The 15,420-nt window shown below is 64.4% G+C and carries 13 protein-coding genes; 8 read left to right on the forward strand and 5 right to left on the reverse strand.

Annotation, left to right across the window (positions count from 1 at the left end; all coding sequences use genetic code 11):
- Window positions 1-477 precede the first annotated feature (477 nt).
- The gene (locus ABVV53_RS13950) at window positions 478-1,389 is read right to left on the reverse strand and encodes a hypothetical protein (RefSeq protein ID WP_353985032.1); all 912 of its coding nucleotides are present in this window, start codon (window positions 1,387-1,389) and stop codon (window positions 478-480) included.
- Window positions 1,390-1,494: 105 nt separating this feature from the next.
- Window positions 1,495-2,271, reverse strand: a complete 777-nt coding sequence (locus ABVV53_RS13955; protein ID WP_353985033.1) for a hypothetical protein — start codon at window positions 2,269-2,271, stop codon at window positions 1,495-1,497.
- Window positions 2,272-2,430: 159 nt separating this feature from the next.
- Between ABVV53_RS13955 and ABVV53_RS13960 the strand changes: the two genes are divergently transcribed.
- Both ABVV53_RS13960 and ABVV53_RS13965 read left to right on the forward strand, forming a co-directional pair.
- Window positions 2,431-2,820, forward strand: a complete 390-nt coding sequence (locus ABVV53_RS13960; RefSeq protein ID WP_419956781.1) for a BlaI/MecI/CopY family transcriptional regulator — start codon at window positions 2,431-2,433, stop codon at window positions 2,818-2,820.
- A complete protein-coding gene (locus ABVV53_RS13965; protein ID WP_353985035.1) occupies window positions 2,817-4,721 on the forward strand; it encodes a M56 family metallopeptidase in 1,905 nt (634 codons plus the stop codon). Before ABVV53_RS13960 ends, ABVV53_RS13965 begins: the two co-directional genes overlap by 4 nt.
- Window positions 4,722-4,840: 119 nt before the next feature.
- Here the strand turns inward: ABVV53_RS13965 and ABVV53_RS13970 are convergent, their stop codons facing one another.
- Both ABVV53_RS13970 and ypfJ read right to left on the reverse strand, forming a co-directional pair.
- Window positions 4,841-5,530: a hypothetical protein gene (locus ABVV53_RS13970; protein ID WP_353985036.1), complete on the reverse strand. Its 690-nt coding sequence runs from the start codon at window positions 5,528-5,530 to the stop codon at window positions 4,841-4,843.
- 35 nt (window positions 5,531-5,565) lie between these two features.
- A complete protein-coding gene (gene ypfJ / locus ABVV53_RS13975) occupies window positions 5,566-6,432 on the reverse strand; it encodes a KPN_02809 family neutral zinc metallopeptidase (protein ID WP_353985037.1) in 867 nt (288 codons plus the stop codon).
- Between the two features lie 251 nt (window positions 6,433-6,683).
- Here ypfJ and ABVV53_RS13980 point away from each other — a divergent pair, with 251 nt between their 5' ends.
- The 4 genes from ABVV53_RS13980 to ABVV53_RS13995 all read left to right on the forward strand — a co-directional run bounded on the left by ABVV53_RS13980 (window position 6,684) and on the right by ABVV53_RS13995 (window position 11,550).
- Window positions 6,684-8,195: a M28 family peptidase gene (locus tag ABVV53_RS13980; protein ID WP_353985038.1), complete on the forward strand. Its 1,512-nt coding sequence runs from the start codon at window positions 6,684-6,686 to the stop codon at window positions 8,193-8,195.
- 68 nt (window positions 8,196-8,263) lie between these two features.
- A complete protein-coding gene (guaB, locus tag ABVV53_RS13985) occupies window positions 8,264-9,724 on the forward strand; it encodes an IMP dehydrogenase (RefSeq protein WP_353985039.1) in 1,461 nt (486 codons plus the stop codon).
- Between the two features lie 93 nt (window positions 9,725-9,817).
- Window positions 9,818-10,993, forward strand: a complete 1,176-nt coding sequence (locus tag ABVV53_RS13990) for an RsmB/NOP family class I SAM-dependent RNA methyltransferase (RefSeq protein WP_353985040.1) — start codon at window positions 9,818-9,820, stop codon at window positions 10,991-10,993.
- Between the two features lie 50 nt (window positions 10,994-11,043).
- The gene (locus ABVV53_RS13995) at window positions 11,044-11,550 is read left to right on the forward strand and encodes a tetratricopeptide repeat protein (RefSeq protein ID WP_353985041.1); all 507 of its coding nucleotides are present in this window, start codon (window positions 11,044-11,046) and stop codon (window positions 11,548-11,550) included.
- A 47-nt stretch (window positions 11,551-11,597) separates the two neighbouring features.
- On the opposite strand, the gene ABVV53_RS14000 is transcribed toward ABVV53_RS13995, so the two are convergent.
- Window positions 11,598-12,080 (reverse strand): RNA pyrophosphohydrolase, encoded by a 483-nt coding sequence (locus ABVV53_RS14000; protein ID WP_353985042.1) that lies wholly within the window; start codon window positions 12,078-12,080, stop codon window positions 11,598-11,600.
- Between the two features lie 259 nt (window positions 12,081-12,339).
- Between ABVV53_RS14000 and ABVV53_RS14005 the strand changes: the two genes are divergently transcribed.
- Window positions 12,340-14,295, forward strand: coding sequence for a 2-oxoacid:acceptor oxidoreductase subunit alpha (locus ABVV53_RS14005; protein ID WP_353985043.1), 1,956 nt, complete (start codon window positions 12,340-12,342; stop codon window positions 14,293-14,295).
- Between the two features lie 49 nt (window positions 14,296-14,344).
- Entirely contained in the window at window positions 14,345-15,394 is a 1,050-nt protein-coding gene (locus ABVV53_RS14010; RefSeq protein WP_353985044.1) for a 2-oxoacid:ferredoxin oxidoreductase subunit beta, read from the forward strand.
- Window positions 15,395-15,420: the final 26 nt, after the last annotated feature.

Genomic DNA, 15,420 nt, shown 5'->3' on the forward strand with positions numbered 1-15,420 from the left:
CCGGCCTCGCCGAACGGCGAGGTTCGACGTCATGGCGTCAGCCATGAGGGCGGAAGGCCGCTAGCGCGACGGTGGTTACAAGTAAATGAAGAACACATCCTTCGCCAAGATCGCTCCTAATCCCTGAATTGCCAAATCTACCCCTTGACTGCAGCTCGAAATATCGAAATCGAAGGTAAACAGTATGCAGGTGGGCGCGACATCATGTTGAACGGAATTTTGAACCCGTCTTGGCCTGTTATATTTGGAATATCGCTCTCTTGTACCCTGTTCATCATCAAGTTTGTGACCGCGCGAGTGCCGAAATTTGATGATGTCATTGTTGGTCTTTCCGACATCGTATTGCTCAGGCATTTGGAAAAGATGTTTTGATGTTCTCTCACCGAAGTGGTCACCATTCCATACCCTTTGATGTAGCCCATCAACGGATAATATTATAGGATGATATGGCCCAGCTGTCAGAGAGAATGACTGTTGCTATTGCTCAATTGGGTTGGGATTCGCCACGATCCGTGCCCTTTGTATAGTTCCATCTTCAAGGCACTCTACGTTAGACGGCCAGTACGTTATTCTTGGTGGGATATCTCCTCTCCTGATAAGGAGATCCTCAAAGCTTTGATGGGCATCGATAACGGCTTCTAACATCGATCTAAGAAGCGGAACAAGCGGCCTATTTGAGTAAGGTTCAATATCCCCAGTATTAACCTGACCTGATACCTCTATTTTTGCGTTGGCATTGTTCAGAGTTATAGATCCCGTAGGGGTTAGGTCGGAAAAGATCACTCCCTTGTTTAGGTCGCCTGGAGGGGAAAGTATAAAGCCGGTGTTTGCCCCGGTGATTGAAATGTCGCTCATTAGCGATATGCTGCCTGCAGCTCCGATGGCGATAAGTTCCATGTGTTTGTCAATCTGTGCCATCGGGAATATAGCACGAAGCTCTTCATTGCCGCCTGCGTAAGGTCTCGTTCTGAGAATCGCTTTCCGGAGATCATGATCAAAGTGGCGCAGCCCGCCATAGAAGGGGATTTTTTTCGACGGTTTGTACAAGCCTCTACATGCTTTTAAAAACCCCCTCGGGCTATCTCCGGTGGGGAAGTAAACAGCCTTCGGCTTTGTAGGGCCTCTGCTTAGTCTGGCAAAAGCTACCGCTGTCTGATCCAGCGATGATCGCAGTTGATATATGATTTCTCCGGCCAATACGTGCATGATTTCTGGCGGTGTAGCATCGAGTACGATTTTTGCGAGCTTGTGGCCGGGCTTGGTTTCCGTATCGAAGGCAATTCTACACGCGGTCTCTGCGAAAAACCTCTTTTCATTCTGCTCAAGCTCCACGAGGTGATGGCTGGCCCGACGGAGTTTGATTTCTGGGCCAAGAAGAGGATGTCTCACGGAGTTGTTAACCTAGCTGGGGATTCAGGTTATAAGGCCGGAGATCCCTTTGGAGTGCAAGACCGCGAATGAGAATGCATCGCTGTTTTTGTGCTCCCTCCTTCCTCAACCCATCTCCCTGATCTGCTCCCGCGCGCTCTCGTCCGGCGCAGGCAGCAGCGGCGTCTGCGGGTCGAAATCCTCCGCGAAGGGATCCAGGCCCAGCGCCTCCAGAGAGGTGCCGGCGGCTTGGGCGCGCTTGGCGGTGCGGAAGGCTGCGTAGTAGCGCAGGGTCTCCGGGCTCATGCGGCTCACCCAATCGTGGTGCGCGGCGTCGATCCTCTTGCTGAGAAGCGCATGGATCTGCTCGGGCGAGCGGGTCGCCTGCGCCGCGATTTCCGCCTCACGCTCCTTCTCCCACTCCTTGCGCCACTCGCGCTTCATGCGCTGCAGGTGCGAGCGGCTGGCGGCGTTGAGGCCGCCGCCCCTGCCTTCGGTGAAGCGCTTGGCGGCGCGGTTCCTCAGGAGGAACATCAGCAGCCGGTCGTTGTAGACGCGGCGCGTGCCGATGAGCTGGCCGTAGGAGTAGACGGGAACCTCGATGCCGTGGAGCGCGCGTTCCATGGCGACGTCTTCCAGCCGCTGCACGCCGAGCGCGAGGGCGGCCTCCCACGCCTTGCGGAAGCTGGCGCCCCTGGCGTGGCGGCGCAGGACGTAGGCGCCCTCGGGCGTCATGTTCACCGCGTGCGCGGCGGCCTTGACGCTGCCGGTGTCGGCCAGCGCCGCGATGAAGCCTCTCTGGCGCTCGGGCGTCCAGCCATCGTGCCGCTCGCGCTCGCGCGGGACGGGGGTGAAGGCGGGCAGGGTGGCGCGCGGGCGCGGGGTGCGCGGCGTGTCGGTCATGGGGGATGGCTCCTCGGGAGGCGAAGGGGCGCAGAGGATGGCGCAAGCGGGTGTGTGTAGGAAAGATAAATCCCACGTCGGAGGAGAGTGCATTCATCTGGCGTTCATGTTTACAGACGTAGTCGATTACGCTTGTAAACGATAACAGTGGAGGAGCCGGTGTCCGCCGAAAGCCCCGAGCAGCCCGAGCGGATCTCGGACGCCGAACATGCCGTCATGGAGGCGCTGTGGCAACGCGCGCCGCTCACCGCCTCCGAAGTGTGCGAGCAAGTCTGCGGCACCCGGGGCTGGAGCCTCGCCACGGTCAAGACGCTGCTCTCGCGCCTCGTCGCCAAGCAGGCGGTGGCGACCGCGCCCGATGGCAAGCGCTTCCTCTACAGCCCCCGCATCGCGCGCCAGGACTATGTCGGTACCGAGAGCCGGCGGCTGGTCGATCGCCTGTTCGGCGGGCGCGCCGCCCCGCTCTTCGCGCACCTGGCAGAGGCCGATGCGCTCACCGAGGAAGACATCGCGGAAATCGAGGCGCTGCTGCAGGAGCTCAAGTCATGATCGCTTGGCTGACCGACACGCTCATCATGACCGGCGCACTTCTGGCGCTGATCCTTCTCGTGCGCCGCCCGGTGGGCCGCTGGTTCGGACCCGGCGCGGCTTATGCACTGTGGGCACTGCCGATGATCCGGCTGTTCCTGCCGCCGCTCGTGCTGCCAGAGAGCCTCGCCGCCACCCGCGCCGCCGAAGCGCTGCTTCCCCCGGCCGAGCCTCTGGCGGAAGTGATGCCCGCCGAAGTGCTGATGTCCGCGCCGCTTGCTGAGGCTGCGGTGGAGCCGGGGTTCGCCATGCCATGGGGGACGATCCTGATCGCGGTGTGGCTCGGCGGCGCGGCGCTGTTTCTGGCGCACCGGGTGATCGCCTACCGCGTGATGCGCCGCCAGCTCCTGGCAGACGCCCGCAGCGTCGGCCACGCGGGTGAGGTGCGCATCGTCGAGAGCCGGGCCGTCGCCGCGCCGGTGGCGTTCGGGGTGTTCGACAAGGTGGTCGCGCTGCCCCGCGGCTTCCTCGCGACCGCCGACTCCGACGCGTCCGACTTCGCGATCACCCATGAACTGGAGCACCACGCGGGCAAGGACCTGATCGCCAACATGGCGGTCCAGCCGCTGTTCGCGCTGCACTGGTTCAACCCCGTCGCCTGGCTCGCCTGGCGGGCGCTGCGCAGCGACCAGGAGGCGGCCTGCGACGCGCGCGTGATGACCGGCTGCACCCGCCGTGAGCGGGAGCGCTACGGCCGCCTGATCGCCTCTTTCGCTGCGGGCTCGAAATTCGCGCTGGCCGCGCCGATGGCCGGGCCGCTCAAGGGCGATAAGCCCATCATTCACCGCTTGAAGGCGCTCGTGCGCAACGAGGAGGCGGAGCGCCACCCGCTGCTGGGGCGCAGCCTGTTTGCGGCTTCGGTGATCGCCGTGCCGCTGACGGCGACGGTAACGTATGCCGCCGATGAAGTGGCTGAGCCAGAAGCGCAGACCATCGTCCATGCTGCTCCGGCTGCGCGCGCAGCACCTGCTGCTGACGCCGCTCCGCTTCTGTCGATGGCTTTCACCGAGGACCCGGCCACAGTGACCACGGGGTCGGCCAAAGCCTCGCTGATCACGATCAAGCATGGTCTGGACGAGACCTGCGCCGACGCGGAGGAGACCGCACATCGGCAAACGGTCGTGCGGCACGGTAAACGGTTCCAGATCCTCACACCCCATAGGCTCTCGACCGACGAGATCGACCGGGTGGTCGAGAACGCGCTGGTCCGCGCAGAGCTTGGGCAGCGGCATGCGGAGCGGACGCCGGCTGACGTGGAACGTGCGGAGCGCTTTGCGGAAAAGCAGGCCGCGCGTGCCGAACGGCTGGCGGAGCAGCAAGCGGAGCGAGCCGAGCGGCTAGCAGAGCAACAGGCCGCGAGGGCCGAGGAACATGCCGAGCGCACGGAGCGCTTGGCCGAACAGCGTGCCGAGCGGGCCGAGCGAGAGGCGGAACGCGCCGAGCGCCAGGCAGAGCAGGAGGCAGAACGAGCGGAGCGTCTGGCCGAGCGCAGCGTGGCGGCTGCAGGGCGGACGGCGCGCATCGCTCTGGCCGGCGCGCCCAAGGTAGAACAGTCCTTCTCCTCAGACGGAAAGGTGCAGACCCTGCGCTTCGTCACGCGCTTTGCCGACGGCCGTCCGGCGCTTACCCGCACGATGGTGATCGACGGTACTTGCGCCGCTGATCGCCAGGTCCGGTCCGATGGCAAGAGGGCCGTCACGCGGGTTTGTACCGGCGCGTCCGACACTACTCGGCATATTGCTGCAGCATTTGCTCAGGCGCGCGCGTCAATCGTGAACGCACCTATATCTGCGCCTCTTCGCGCCGAGATCCTATCCGAGTTGGGTCGCGATATGGCGCATGCTCGAGCCCGGCTCGACTGAGCGCCGCTTACGGTACAGACACCTGTACCGGACTCGCGCTGCCGCAGCGCAACCAGTCGCGGAAGGCGTCGTCCACTCTCGCACATAAGGCCCGCCGCAATCGCTTCTGAGCAAGACGTCTATCGTCTGGTGGTCTGCACAACCGGGTCGGAGGTGAATGTGACGCCGTTGTTTGGTTGCGGCGCGCGCGCCGGTCTAGTTGTGCTTGGCGCGGTCACTGCTTGCGCTTCGTTGCGGTCTTCCTGCTCGTCTTCGTCCTCATCCCTTTCGGCGGCCTCGCGAAGCTGGATCTCGTATCGTTCGACGATGGCTGGCGTTGCGGGCGATGCGGGATAGCGGCAGCCGCGCGCCGCGCCCACGCCCTTGAGGAAGCCGCGCCGTGCAAGACCGGCTTGGATGGCAGCCAGAATTTCACGCTCCTGCTTATTGGCGCCGGAGATTTCCCGGATGATGCTGCGGAAAGGGATGAACGAGCCGATTACGGACTGCGCGATCCGGCCTTTGCTGAGGCGGACGCGCTCCGCTTGCGGCAGGTCTAGGTCCGGGCCGAGAATGGCGTTGAACTCTTCCACGGCCGCCATAAGCTGGCTGCACTTGCTTAGGTTCTGCAGCGAATAGGGACGCGTCTGTGCTTCGACCAGCAAGGCCGGGATCTCGGTTCGGTCAAGGTTGAGATCGGTCACGGGTGTCTTGGCGACATCCATCACATCGGGCTCGCGATTGGTGATGGGGCGGTCCTGATCGGCTGCATGCGCAGCGCCCATGGTAAGTGCCGAAGCGGTGAGCGCCGATAATAGAAGCTTGTGCATGTTCTTCTCCGTTCTGCCGCGTCCGTCGCTTGCCGTCATCGTGTAAGATCGGCGAACGTGTCGCACGCCTCGTCATTACCGGTTTCCAGGCCGCGCCTTAGCCACTTCATGCGTTGTGCGCTGGAGCCGTGGGTAAAGCTCTCGGGAGCGACTTGCCGGCCGGCACTGCGCTGAAGCGTGTCATCGCCGATCGCGCTGGCCGCCGTCAGGCCCTCCTGCAAGTCACCCGGTTCGATCAGGTCGCGGTTGTGTCCTGCCCAGACGCCGGCATAGCAGTCCGCCTGCAGTTCCATGCGGACCTGAAGCTCATTCGCTCGCGAGGGATTCTGCTGCTGAGCGCTGCGCACTTGTCCGGCCAAGCCGGTCAGATGCTGCACGTGATGGCCATACTCGTGCGCCATCACGTAATAGCGGGCGAAGTCTCCTTGCGCACCAAGATCCCGGGCGAGTTCTTCATAGAAACTCGTATCGATGTAGATGCCCTGGTCAGCCGGGCAATAGAATGGCCCCATCGCGCTTTGCGCCGCGCCGCAGCCGGATTGCGTGCCGCCTTGATAGAAGTTCAGCGTGGGCTGCTGGAAAGAGATGTTCGCCTGGCGGAATAGCGGCTCCCAAGTGCGGTTGAGCGAATCGAGCGCGTTGCAGGATTCGTTGGCGTAGGCATTGCGCGTGCAGATGGTCTGCGCGTCGGTGCTGGCGGGCCGCCCCTGTACCGGACCAACTTGCTGCGTGCCCTCGATAGCGCCGATCATCTGGCCCGGGTCCACTCCGAAGACGACCGCTCCAATTAAGGCGATCACCAATGTGCCGCAGCCGATCTTACCGCCACCGCCACCGGGGAAGAACGAGCCGCCGCCTTCGCTGACGCGGATGTTGCTGGGATCGAAAGGGTTTAGTCTCACTGCGTCCTTGTCCCTGCCACATGGGGGATGCCTCATGCGGGACCAGCGGCGCAGCGCGTACGCCACTGCGCTCGACAGGCTCGGCTCTAAACTCAAATGAGCTGGCGGCTTCTTTGTTCCACCACAATCTGCGGTCCGGCGCTCCTGAAGTGCGACATTCCGCCCACACTCACACTTTATTTTTGCTGCGGACCTTGATTCGCGTTTCCTTGGACACCTAGTCGTAAGCTGATCGTTCTACGCTGGACCACATGACAAGGGGCACCGCCATACCTGCCGTTCGGGCCGCGCTTGCGGGCGTGATGCTGGCGTTCGCCTTGCCCGCGATCGCTGCACCGGGCTCGCGTGCCGACCGAGAGCTTGAAGAGCGATTGCGCGCGCATATCGAGGTGCTCGCCAGCGATGAATTTCAGGGGCGCGAACCCGGCACTGACGGTGAGGCGAAGACGCTGCGCTACCTGGGGCGCCAATGGTTCGATATCGGTCTGGTGTCCGGCACCAACGACCCCGGTCACGAGTGGTTTGCTCCTGTCACTCTGATAGCCCGCGAGCCGGCCGGCGATGCCGCGCAGTTTTACCGGAAGGGCCGCCCGGTGGTGACCCCGCAGGACGAAGTCCTTGTGCTTACGTCAGGCAAGCGCAGCCTGGTGCGTCAGGCGCCGATGCTGTTCGTGGGCAAAGCCAAGGGCCAGGAGTACACGCGCAACGAACTGGCCGGGCGAGTTGCCGTGCTGCTCGACGGAGACGAGGCAATGGGCGGCGCGCAAGGCAGCGCGCGGCAGAACCAGCTTCTCGCCCAGGGTGCCTCTGCCGTGCTGACCGTCCTCGACGGAGAACGGTCGCTTGAGCAGGTCAGTAACCGCCGCGCACGGAGCGGGTATGCGCTGGCCAATGATTCGGTCGGCGGTGATCTGGAGGCGTTCATCACGCGCGAGGCGATGGCTCGGGTCCTCAAAGGGACCGGCAAGACGCTGGAGGAGCTTTCGGCGGCTGCCCGGCAGGAGGACTTCAAGCCTGTGCCGGTCGGCTTGTCGGTGACTCTTGAGGCGACGACGCGCGAAACGACCATCCGCACACATAACCTGATCGGCAAGCTGCCGGGGCGCAGGCCTGAGGCGGGCGCAGTGCTGCTGCTGGCGCACTGGGACCACTTCGGCGTTTGCGGCACAGAGGCGGCAGAGGATCTCGTCTGCAATGGCGCGATCGACAACGCGAGCGGCGTCGCGGTGCTGACTGAGCTGGCGAGACGGCTTGCGCGCGGACCGCAGATGGATCGTGACGTCTATTTCCTGGCAACCACCGCCGAGGAGCTGGGCCTGTGGGGCGCGCATGCATTTGCCGAGAACCCGCCGCTGCCGCTGGGGCAGATCGTAGCCGCCTTCAATATCGACAGCGTCGCGATCGCGCCGCGCGGCACGCCTCTTGCGATCGTGGGGCGCGGGATGACAGAACTCGACGGCCAGATCGAGCAAGTCGCGCGGGCCGAGCGGATGAAGGTCGTCCCCGGTGACGAGGCTAACGAGTTCGTGAAGCGGCAGGACGGCTGGGCGCTGCTGCAGCACGATATTCCCGCCGTCATGGTCACCACCGCCTACGGAAACCTCGATCGCATGCGCGCCTTCTTCGACGGCAGCTATCACCGGCCGAGCGATGACCTTTCGCAGTCGCTGGAACTGGGCGGGGCGTCCGACGATCTTCGCATCCTGGCCGCACTCACGCGGTGGTTCGCGGATATCCGCAAGGTTCCCGCGATACAGAAATGATGCCCTAGCCGTGGACGCCGGGCTTGTTTACATGGGCCGCCACGAATCCGAACCGGAGAATGGCGCATATGGAAATTTCGCTCGGGCTTACTTTTGACGATGTCCTGCTGCGCCCGGCGAAGTCCGACATCGTGCCCACTCAGGCGGACACCCGCACTCGGCTGACGCGCGACATCGGACTGAACATCCCGGTCATCTCCTCGGCAATGGACACTGTGACCGAACACGAGATGGCGATCGTGATGGCGCAGATGGGCGGCATCGGCGTTCTTCACCGCAATCTTACCGTCGAAGAGCAGTGCGCGGCGGTGCGCAGCGTCAAGCGGTTTGAAAGCGGCATGGTGGTGAACCCCATCACCATCTCGCCCAATGCGACGCTTGGCGATGCGCAGGCACTGATGAGCCAGCACCGCATCAGCGGTATCCCCGTGGTCGAGCAGCCCGGCGGCAAGCTGGTCGGCATCCTCACCAATCGCGATGTCCGATTCGCGGCCAATCCGCTGCAGCCGGTCTCTGAACTGATGACGCGCGACAACCTCGCCACCGTGGGCGTGGGCGTGACGCAGGAAGATGCCCGCCGCCTGCTCCACCAGCGCCGGATCGAGAAGCTGCTGGTCGTGGACGAGGCGTTCCGCTGCATCGGCCTCATCACCGTGAAGGACATCGAGAAGGCGGTGATGTACCCCAGCGCCACCAAAGACGCGGCGGGCCGCCTGCGCGTGGCTGCTGCGACCACGGTGGGTGACAAGGGCTTCGGCCGCACCGAAGCGTTGCTCGCAGCCGAATGCGACGTGATCGTGATCGACACCGCGCACGGGCATAACGCCGACGTGGCGCGTGCGGTCGAGCGGGTGAAGAAGCTGTCCAACTCCGCGCAAGTGATCGCCGGCAACGTCGCCACCGCCGAAGCGGCGCGCGCGCTGATCGACGCAGGCGCCGATGCGGTGAAAGTCGGCATCGGGCCGGGCTCCATCTGCACCACGCGCATCGTCGCTGGTGTTGGCGTGCCGCAGCTCACGGCGGTGATGGAAGCCGCAGAGGAAGCCGAGAAGTCCGGTGTTCCCGTGATCGCCGACGGCGGCCTGCGCACCTCGGGCGATGCCGCCAAGGCTTTGGCGGCGGGTGCATCGACGATCATGGTCGGTTCGATGCTCGCGGGCACCGAGGAAGCGCCGGGCGAGACGTTCCTCTACCAGGGCCGCGCTTACAAGTCCTATCGCGGCATGGGCTCGGTCGGAGCCATGGGCCGCGGCTCCGCCGATCGCTACTTCCAGGGTGACATCAAGGACCAGATGAAGCTGGTGCCCGAAGGCATCGAGGGCCAAGTGCCGTACAAGGGTCCGGCGCGCGACGTCATTCACCAGCTCGTGGGCGGCGTGAAGGCGGCGATGGGCTACACCGGCTCGGCCACGATCGACGACTTGCGGCGCAACAGCCGCTTCATCCGCATCACCAATGCGGGACTGCGCGAAAGCCACGTTCATGACGTTACCATCACGCGCGAGGCTCCGAATTACCCGACACGTTGATCGCCGCTGCCGTAGAGGGAAGTCGCCGCAGGAGAGATCGCTGACTCTCCTGCGGGTCTCCCTCACGTTGGCGTGCATTTCAGGAGGTCACCGGTGACTCCTGCAGCACGGGTGCAGGCCGCGATCGAGGTGTTGGACCTCGTGATCGCGGCTGCGCGCAGTAACGGCGCTCCGGCGGACCGCATCGTTTCGGACTGGTTCAAGGCCCGTCGCTTCGCCGGTAGTGGCGATCGCCGCGCCGTGCGAGAGCTGGTGTTCCGCGCCATCCGTGCCTGCGGCGAGATTCCCGCGCGCGGCCGCGCGGCCATGCTTCTGTTGGCGCGCGATGATGCCGCGCTTGCGTCCCTCTTCGACGGCTCTCGCCACGCCCCCGAACCAATTTCGGCGGAGGAGACGGTTGCCCGCCCCGGTGTCGCGCCGGAGTGGCTGATCGCTGCGCTGACGAAGAGCGGCATCGAGGGCGACGAGGCGGCGGCTCTGCTCGAGCGGGCGCCGCTCGACATACGTGTCAACGCGCTTCGGGCGGGTCGCGCTGACTTGCCGCCCGGTGGCGAGCCGACGGTGGCGGCACACGGCTGGCGTTACCCGCACGGCACCCGCATTGAAGACACGCCGGCTTGGCGCGAAGGCATGATCGAGGTGCAGGACACCGGCTCGCAACTCACGTGCGAGGCAGTGGCGGTCCGGCCAGGAGAGAGCGTCGTCGATCTGTGCGCCGGAGGAGGGGGCAAGACGCTGGCCCTGGCTGCGGCTATGGACGCAAGCGGCCGCATTCTGGCTTGCGATGCCGACCGGGCGCGCCTTTCACGACTGCAGCCGCGTGCTGAACGCGCAGGTGCAACCGGGATCGAGACGCGGCTGCTCGACCCCGGTGCAGAACTGGAGCAGCTTTCCGACTGGAGGGGGCAGGCGGATGCGGTGCTGGTCGATGCGCCGTGCTCGGGCACCGGCACCTGGCGCCGGAACCCGGAAGCGCGCTGGCGGCTAACACCGACGCAGCTCGACCGCTACGTCGCACTTCAGGCGCGGCTGCTTGATGTCGGCGCGGCGCTGGTGCGGCCAGGCGGGCGGCTGGTCTATGTGACCTGCTCGCTGCTGGACGCCGAAGGGGCGGAGCAGGCCGCCGCGTTTCTCTCTCGGCACGGAGCGGGCTGGCGGGCCGAGGTCCCCGTGCTCCCCGCTGGCGTGCCTCGCGGAGCAGGGCTTCGCCTGTCCCCCTGTCGCGATGGAACGGACGGGTTTTTCATCGCGCGTTTTGGTTCGCTATGATAGCTTCGCCCGAAATGACCAAGACACCGCTCTCGGCCAAGGATTTATTGATGCGTTATACCCCGGCCGCCCTTGCTCTTTCGCTCGTCGTCGCCGTCAGTTCCAGTGTTCTTCATTCCTCCCCCGCGCAGGCGCTGGATCCCCGCGCGGCTGCTCTGGTGGAGCAGGGGCGCGCGGCGATGGCAGCCGGGCAGCACGATGAAGCCATCGACGCGTTCGAAGCGGCGCTGACGCTGGAGCCGGGCAGCACGGAAGTTCTGATCAACCTGGCGACCGCCACCCGGCGCACCGGGCTTCAGGGCCGGGCGATCCACTACTATCGGCAGGCGCTGGAGGTGGATCCGCGCAACGTTGCGGCCATCGCCGGCGAGGGTGTTGCCCTTGCGGAAAAGGGCGCAACCGAGAAGGCGAACCGCAACCTTGCCCGTCTCAAGAGCTTGTGCGGCGCCGATTGCGAAGCCAGCCAGCAACTTGCCGCTGCGATCGCGCGTGGACCTTCGTCAAGGATGGTCAGCGCAGCTGCGTTGACGCCCAGGCCTGTCGTCTCGGATCACTGAGCGGGCAGCGGACTCGGCCAGCAAAATCGAGCCGAGGCGCGCAGGGTTCAGATCAAGGGACGGAATTCTTCCAGAATCGCGCGGTAAACGCGCTTCTTGAAGGGCACGATCAACTCGGGCAGGAGCTCGGGCTCAATCCACTTCCACTCGCAGAACTCAGGCGGCTGGTGTGCATTGAGGTTGATGTCGGCATCCTCGCCTTCGAAGCGCCCGAGGTACCAGGTCTGCCGCTGCCCGCGGTACTTGCCACCCCACAGCTTGCCCATGAGCTCTTCGGGCAAGTCGTACAGGAGTTCCTCCTGCAGTTGCGCGATCAGCTTCACGTGCTGCTCGGTCACGCCCGTCTCTTCCCATAGTTCGCGGAAGGCGGCGGTCTTCAGGTCTTCGCCCTTGTCGACGCCGCCCTGGGGCATTTGCCACCAGTCACCCTCGCGGTTGTCGATGCGCTTGCCCACGAATGCCTTGCCTGCGGCGTTGACGAGCATGACGCCCACGCAGGGTCGATAGGACAGCCGGGAAATGTCGGTCATGAGTGCGTGCTCGATACATGATTGTAGAGGGGGCAGCCGAGCAGGCTCGATCACCACAGGTTGATCGACCATGGCCCAGGCGCCGACACTTGGCCAGTAGCATTTGCCCGCCGCTACCCATTGCTGGGGTTTGGCCCGCCATGGATTTTCTAAATTGCCAGGTGGGTTGATCGCGATCATCGATGGTCACACCTAGCAAACAGGGCGGGGCGCAAACAATAAAAGCGCGCACATAAAGCCCGGGCGACAGAGGAATACCATGGCAACACTTCCTGTCGAGAACGACATGGCGGCGCTCGCGGCCACGGCCGCGCCTGAAGCGGTGGTGGTGCGTTTTGCGGGCGATTCCGGCGACGGCATGCAGCTTACCGGCGGTCAGTTCACGCTATCTACAGCGCTCGCTGGTAACGACCTTTCCACCTTCCCGGACTTTCCGGCTGAGATCCGCGCGCCGCAAGGGACGCTGTTCGGCGTCTCCGCGTTCCAGATCAACTTCGGTTCCAGCGAGATCACGACCGCTGGCGATGCGCCGGACGTGCTGGTGGCGATGAATCCGGCGGCGCTGAAGGTGAACGTCCAGTCGCTCAAGCCTGGCGGCCTGATCATCGCCGACACGGGCGAGTTCAACAAGCGCAACATGGAAAAGGCGAAGTACGAAAGCTCGCCCTTCGAGGACGGCAGTCTCGCCAAGTGGGACGTGCTCGCCTTCGACATCAGCGCGCTGACGCTGGAAGCCGTGAAGCCCTTCGGCCTTGGCAACAAGGAAGCCCTGCGCTGCAAGAACATGTGGACGCTCGGTCTCGCGCTGTGGATGTTCGACCGTGATCGCGCGCCGCTGATCGACTGGCTGAACGGCAAGTTCGCCAAGAACCCTGTGCTGGCTCAAGCCAACATCGCTGCGCTCAACGCCGGCCACGCCTATGGCGAGACGGCCGAGCTGACAGGGCCGCTCAAGAAGCTGCACATCGATCCCGTGCCCTCGGCGCCTGGGCTTTACCGCACGATCACCGGCGCCGAAGCGATCTCGCTGGGCCTCGTTGCGGGTGCCAAGCTGGCCGATCTGCCGATGTTCTTTGGCGGCTATCCGATCACCCCGGCCTCGGCGATCCTGCACAACCTCGTCAAGATGAAGGAGTTCGGGGTCACCACCTTTCAGGCCGAGGACGAGATCGCCGCGATCTGCGCCGCGATCGGTGCGTCCTATGCCGGGCAGCTGGGTGTCACCTCCTCCTCTGGCCCGGGCATCGCGCTCAAGGGCGAGGCGATGGGGCTGGCGATCATGACCGAGCTGCCGCTCGTCATCGTCAACTCGCAGCGCGGCGGTCCGTCCACGGGCCTTCCGACCAAGACTGAGCAGTCGGACCTCTATCAGGCGGTCTATGGCCGCAACGGCGACGCGCCGATGCCGGTCATCGCCACGCGCTCGCCTTCCGATGCGTTTGAATGCGCGATCGAGGCTTGCCGCATCGCCACCGAGTACATGACTCCCGTCATGCTGCTGACCGACGGCTACATCGCCAATGCGTCCGAGCCGTGGAAGGTGCCCGATCCCGCCTCGTTCACGCCGTTCCCCAAGGCCTTCCTTGAGGAAAGCGACAACCCCGAAGGCAAGGTTCTGCCGTTCAAGCGGGACGAGCAGGGTGTGCGTCCCTGGATCAAGCCGGGTACGCCGGACCTGATGCACCGCATCGGCGGGATTGAGAAGGCGATCGACAGCGGCAACATCGACTATTCGCCCGGTGTCCACCAGACCCAGACCGATGCGCGCATGGCCAAGGTGGGCGGCGTCGCCAACGCCATCCCGGCGCAAGATGTCACGCTGGGCGAGGCTTCGGGCAAGCTGGCGGTGGTTGGCTGGGGCTCGACCTTCGGGCCGATCCACCAGGCCGTACGCCGCGCCCGCCGCAAGGGGCTGGACGTGCACCACATCCACGTGCGCCACATCTGGCCGCTCCCGGCAAACCTGGGCGAGCTGCTGGCGGCTTACGAGAACGTGCTGGTGCCCGAGATGAACACCGGCCAGTTCAAGACGGTGCTGCGCGACCAGTACCTGCTCGACGCGGTGCCGCTGAACAAGGTCTCCGGCCAGCCTTTCGCGATCGGTGAGATCGAGGAGGCCATCGCCAAGTTCTTCGACCACATACCGGGCAACGAAGGCGGCGAGACCGCGGTGAACCGCGACCAGCTGCCGAGCCCTGAAGCCAAGAACGACTGATTTCGACTCCCGAACCAGACCATTTCGGCGGGACCACGAGGCAAGACCCATGAACGACATGACCCCCATCACGACGACGCTCAAGGACTGGGAAACCGACCAGGAAGTGCGCTGGTGCCCGGGCTGCGGCGACTACGCGATCCTCAAGGCCGTGCAGCGCACGCTGCCGATGATCGGCGCGAACCCGGCGAACACGGTGTTCGTCTCGGGCATCGGCTGCTCCAGCCGCTTCCCCTACTATGTCGAGAGCTACGGCTTCCACACGATCCATGGCCGCGCGCCTGCGTTCGCCACGGGCATCAAGCTGGCCAACCCTGACCTCGACGTGTGGATCGTCACCGGCGACGGCGACGGCATGTCGATCGGCGGCAATCACACGATGCACCTGCTGCGGCGCAATCTAAATTGCCAGGTCATGCTGTTCAACAACGAGATCTACGGTCTCACCAAGGGCCAGTTCTCGCCGACGAGCCGCATGGGCACCAATTCGCCCACGACGCCGCTCGGCTCCTACGACCGTCCGGTATCCCCATGCGCTTTTGCATTGGGCGCGGGTGCGCGCTTCATCGCCCGCGCGTTCGACGTGTCGAAGGAATTGCCCAACACGCTGATCGCGGCGCACGCCCACAAGGGTGCGGCGTTCGTGGAGATCTTCCAGAACTGCATCGTCTATAACAAGGACCGCTTCGACGACTTCACGTCGAAAGGCACCGACGACATGCAGCTGTGGTGCAAGGACGGCGAGCCGCTGCTGTTCGGCAATGCCAAGACCGGCACGATCAAGGGCCTCGCGCTTGATCTCGACACGCTTTCCCTCAAGGTCGTCGATGTGATCGACGGCAACTGGCAGGCGGCCGGCGTGGTGGTGCACAACGTGAAGAACCGCGGCCTTGCGCATATGCTGGTCGAAATGCCCTTCGGTCCGTTCCCGATGGCGCTGGGCGTGATCTACGACGATCCCGCGCCGACGTTCGAGGAATCGGTCGCTCTGGAAAGGGAGAAGGCGGTCACCGGCAAGAATGCCGACCTCGCCAAGCTTTTGGGCAAGGGCCAGACCTGGACAGTGGAGCCGGAGGCTGCGCACGGGCTGATGGATTGATCCGGACACCCCGTCCGGATTACGCC

This window comes from Novosphingobium kalidii, from assembly GCF_040534015.1.
Classification (GTDB): domain Bacteria; phylum Pseudomonadota; class Alphaproteobacteria; order Sphingomonadales; family Sphingomonadaceae; genus Novosphingobium; species Novosphingobium kalidii.

Excerpts from the sequence above, each read along its gene's own strand:
- ABVV53_RS14005 (WP_353985043.1), top strand. The coding sequence starts at position 12,340 with ATGGCAACACTTCCTGTCGAGAACGACATGGCGGCGCTCGCGGCCACG.
- ABVV53_RS13965 (WP_353985035.1), top strand. The coding sequence starts at position 2,817 with ATGATCGCTTGGCTGACCGACACGCTCATCATGACCGGCGCACTTCTG.
- guaB (WP_353985039.1), top strand. The coding sequence starts at position 8,264 with ATGGAAATTTCGCTCGGGCTTACTTTTGACGATGTCCTGCTGCGCCCG.
- ABVV53_RS14000 (WP_353985042.1), bottom strand. The coding sequence starts at position 12,080 with ATGACCGACATTTCCCGGCTGTCCTATCGACCCTGCGTGGGCGTCATG.
- ABVV53_RS13995 (WP_353985041.1), top strand. The coding sequence starts at position 11,044 with ATGCGTTATACCCCGGCCGCCCTTGCTCTTTCGCTCGTCGTCGCCGTC.
- ABVV53_RS13980 (WP_353985038.1), top strand. The coding sequence starts at position 6,684 with ATGACAAGGGGCACCGCCATACCTGCCGTTCGGGCCGCGCTTGCGGGC.
- ABVV53_RS14010 (WP_353985044.1), top strand. The coding sequence starts at position 14,345 with ATGAACGACATGACCCCCATCACGACGACGCTCAAGGACTGGGAAACC.
- ABVV53_RS13955 (WP_353985033.1), bottom strand. The coding sequence starts at position 2,271 with ATGACCGACACGCCGCGCACCCCGCGCCCGCGCGCCACCCTGCCCGCC.
- ABVV53_RS13970 (WP_353985036.1), bottom strand. The coding sequence starts at position 5,530 with ATGCACAAGCTTCTATTATCGGCGCTCACCGCTTCGGCACTTACCATG.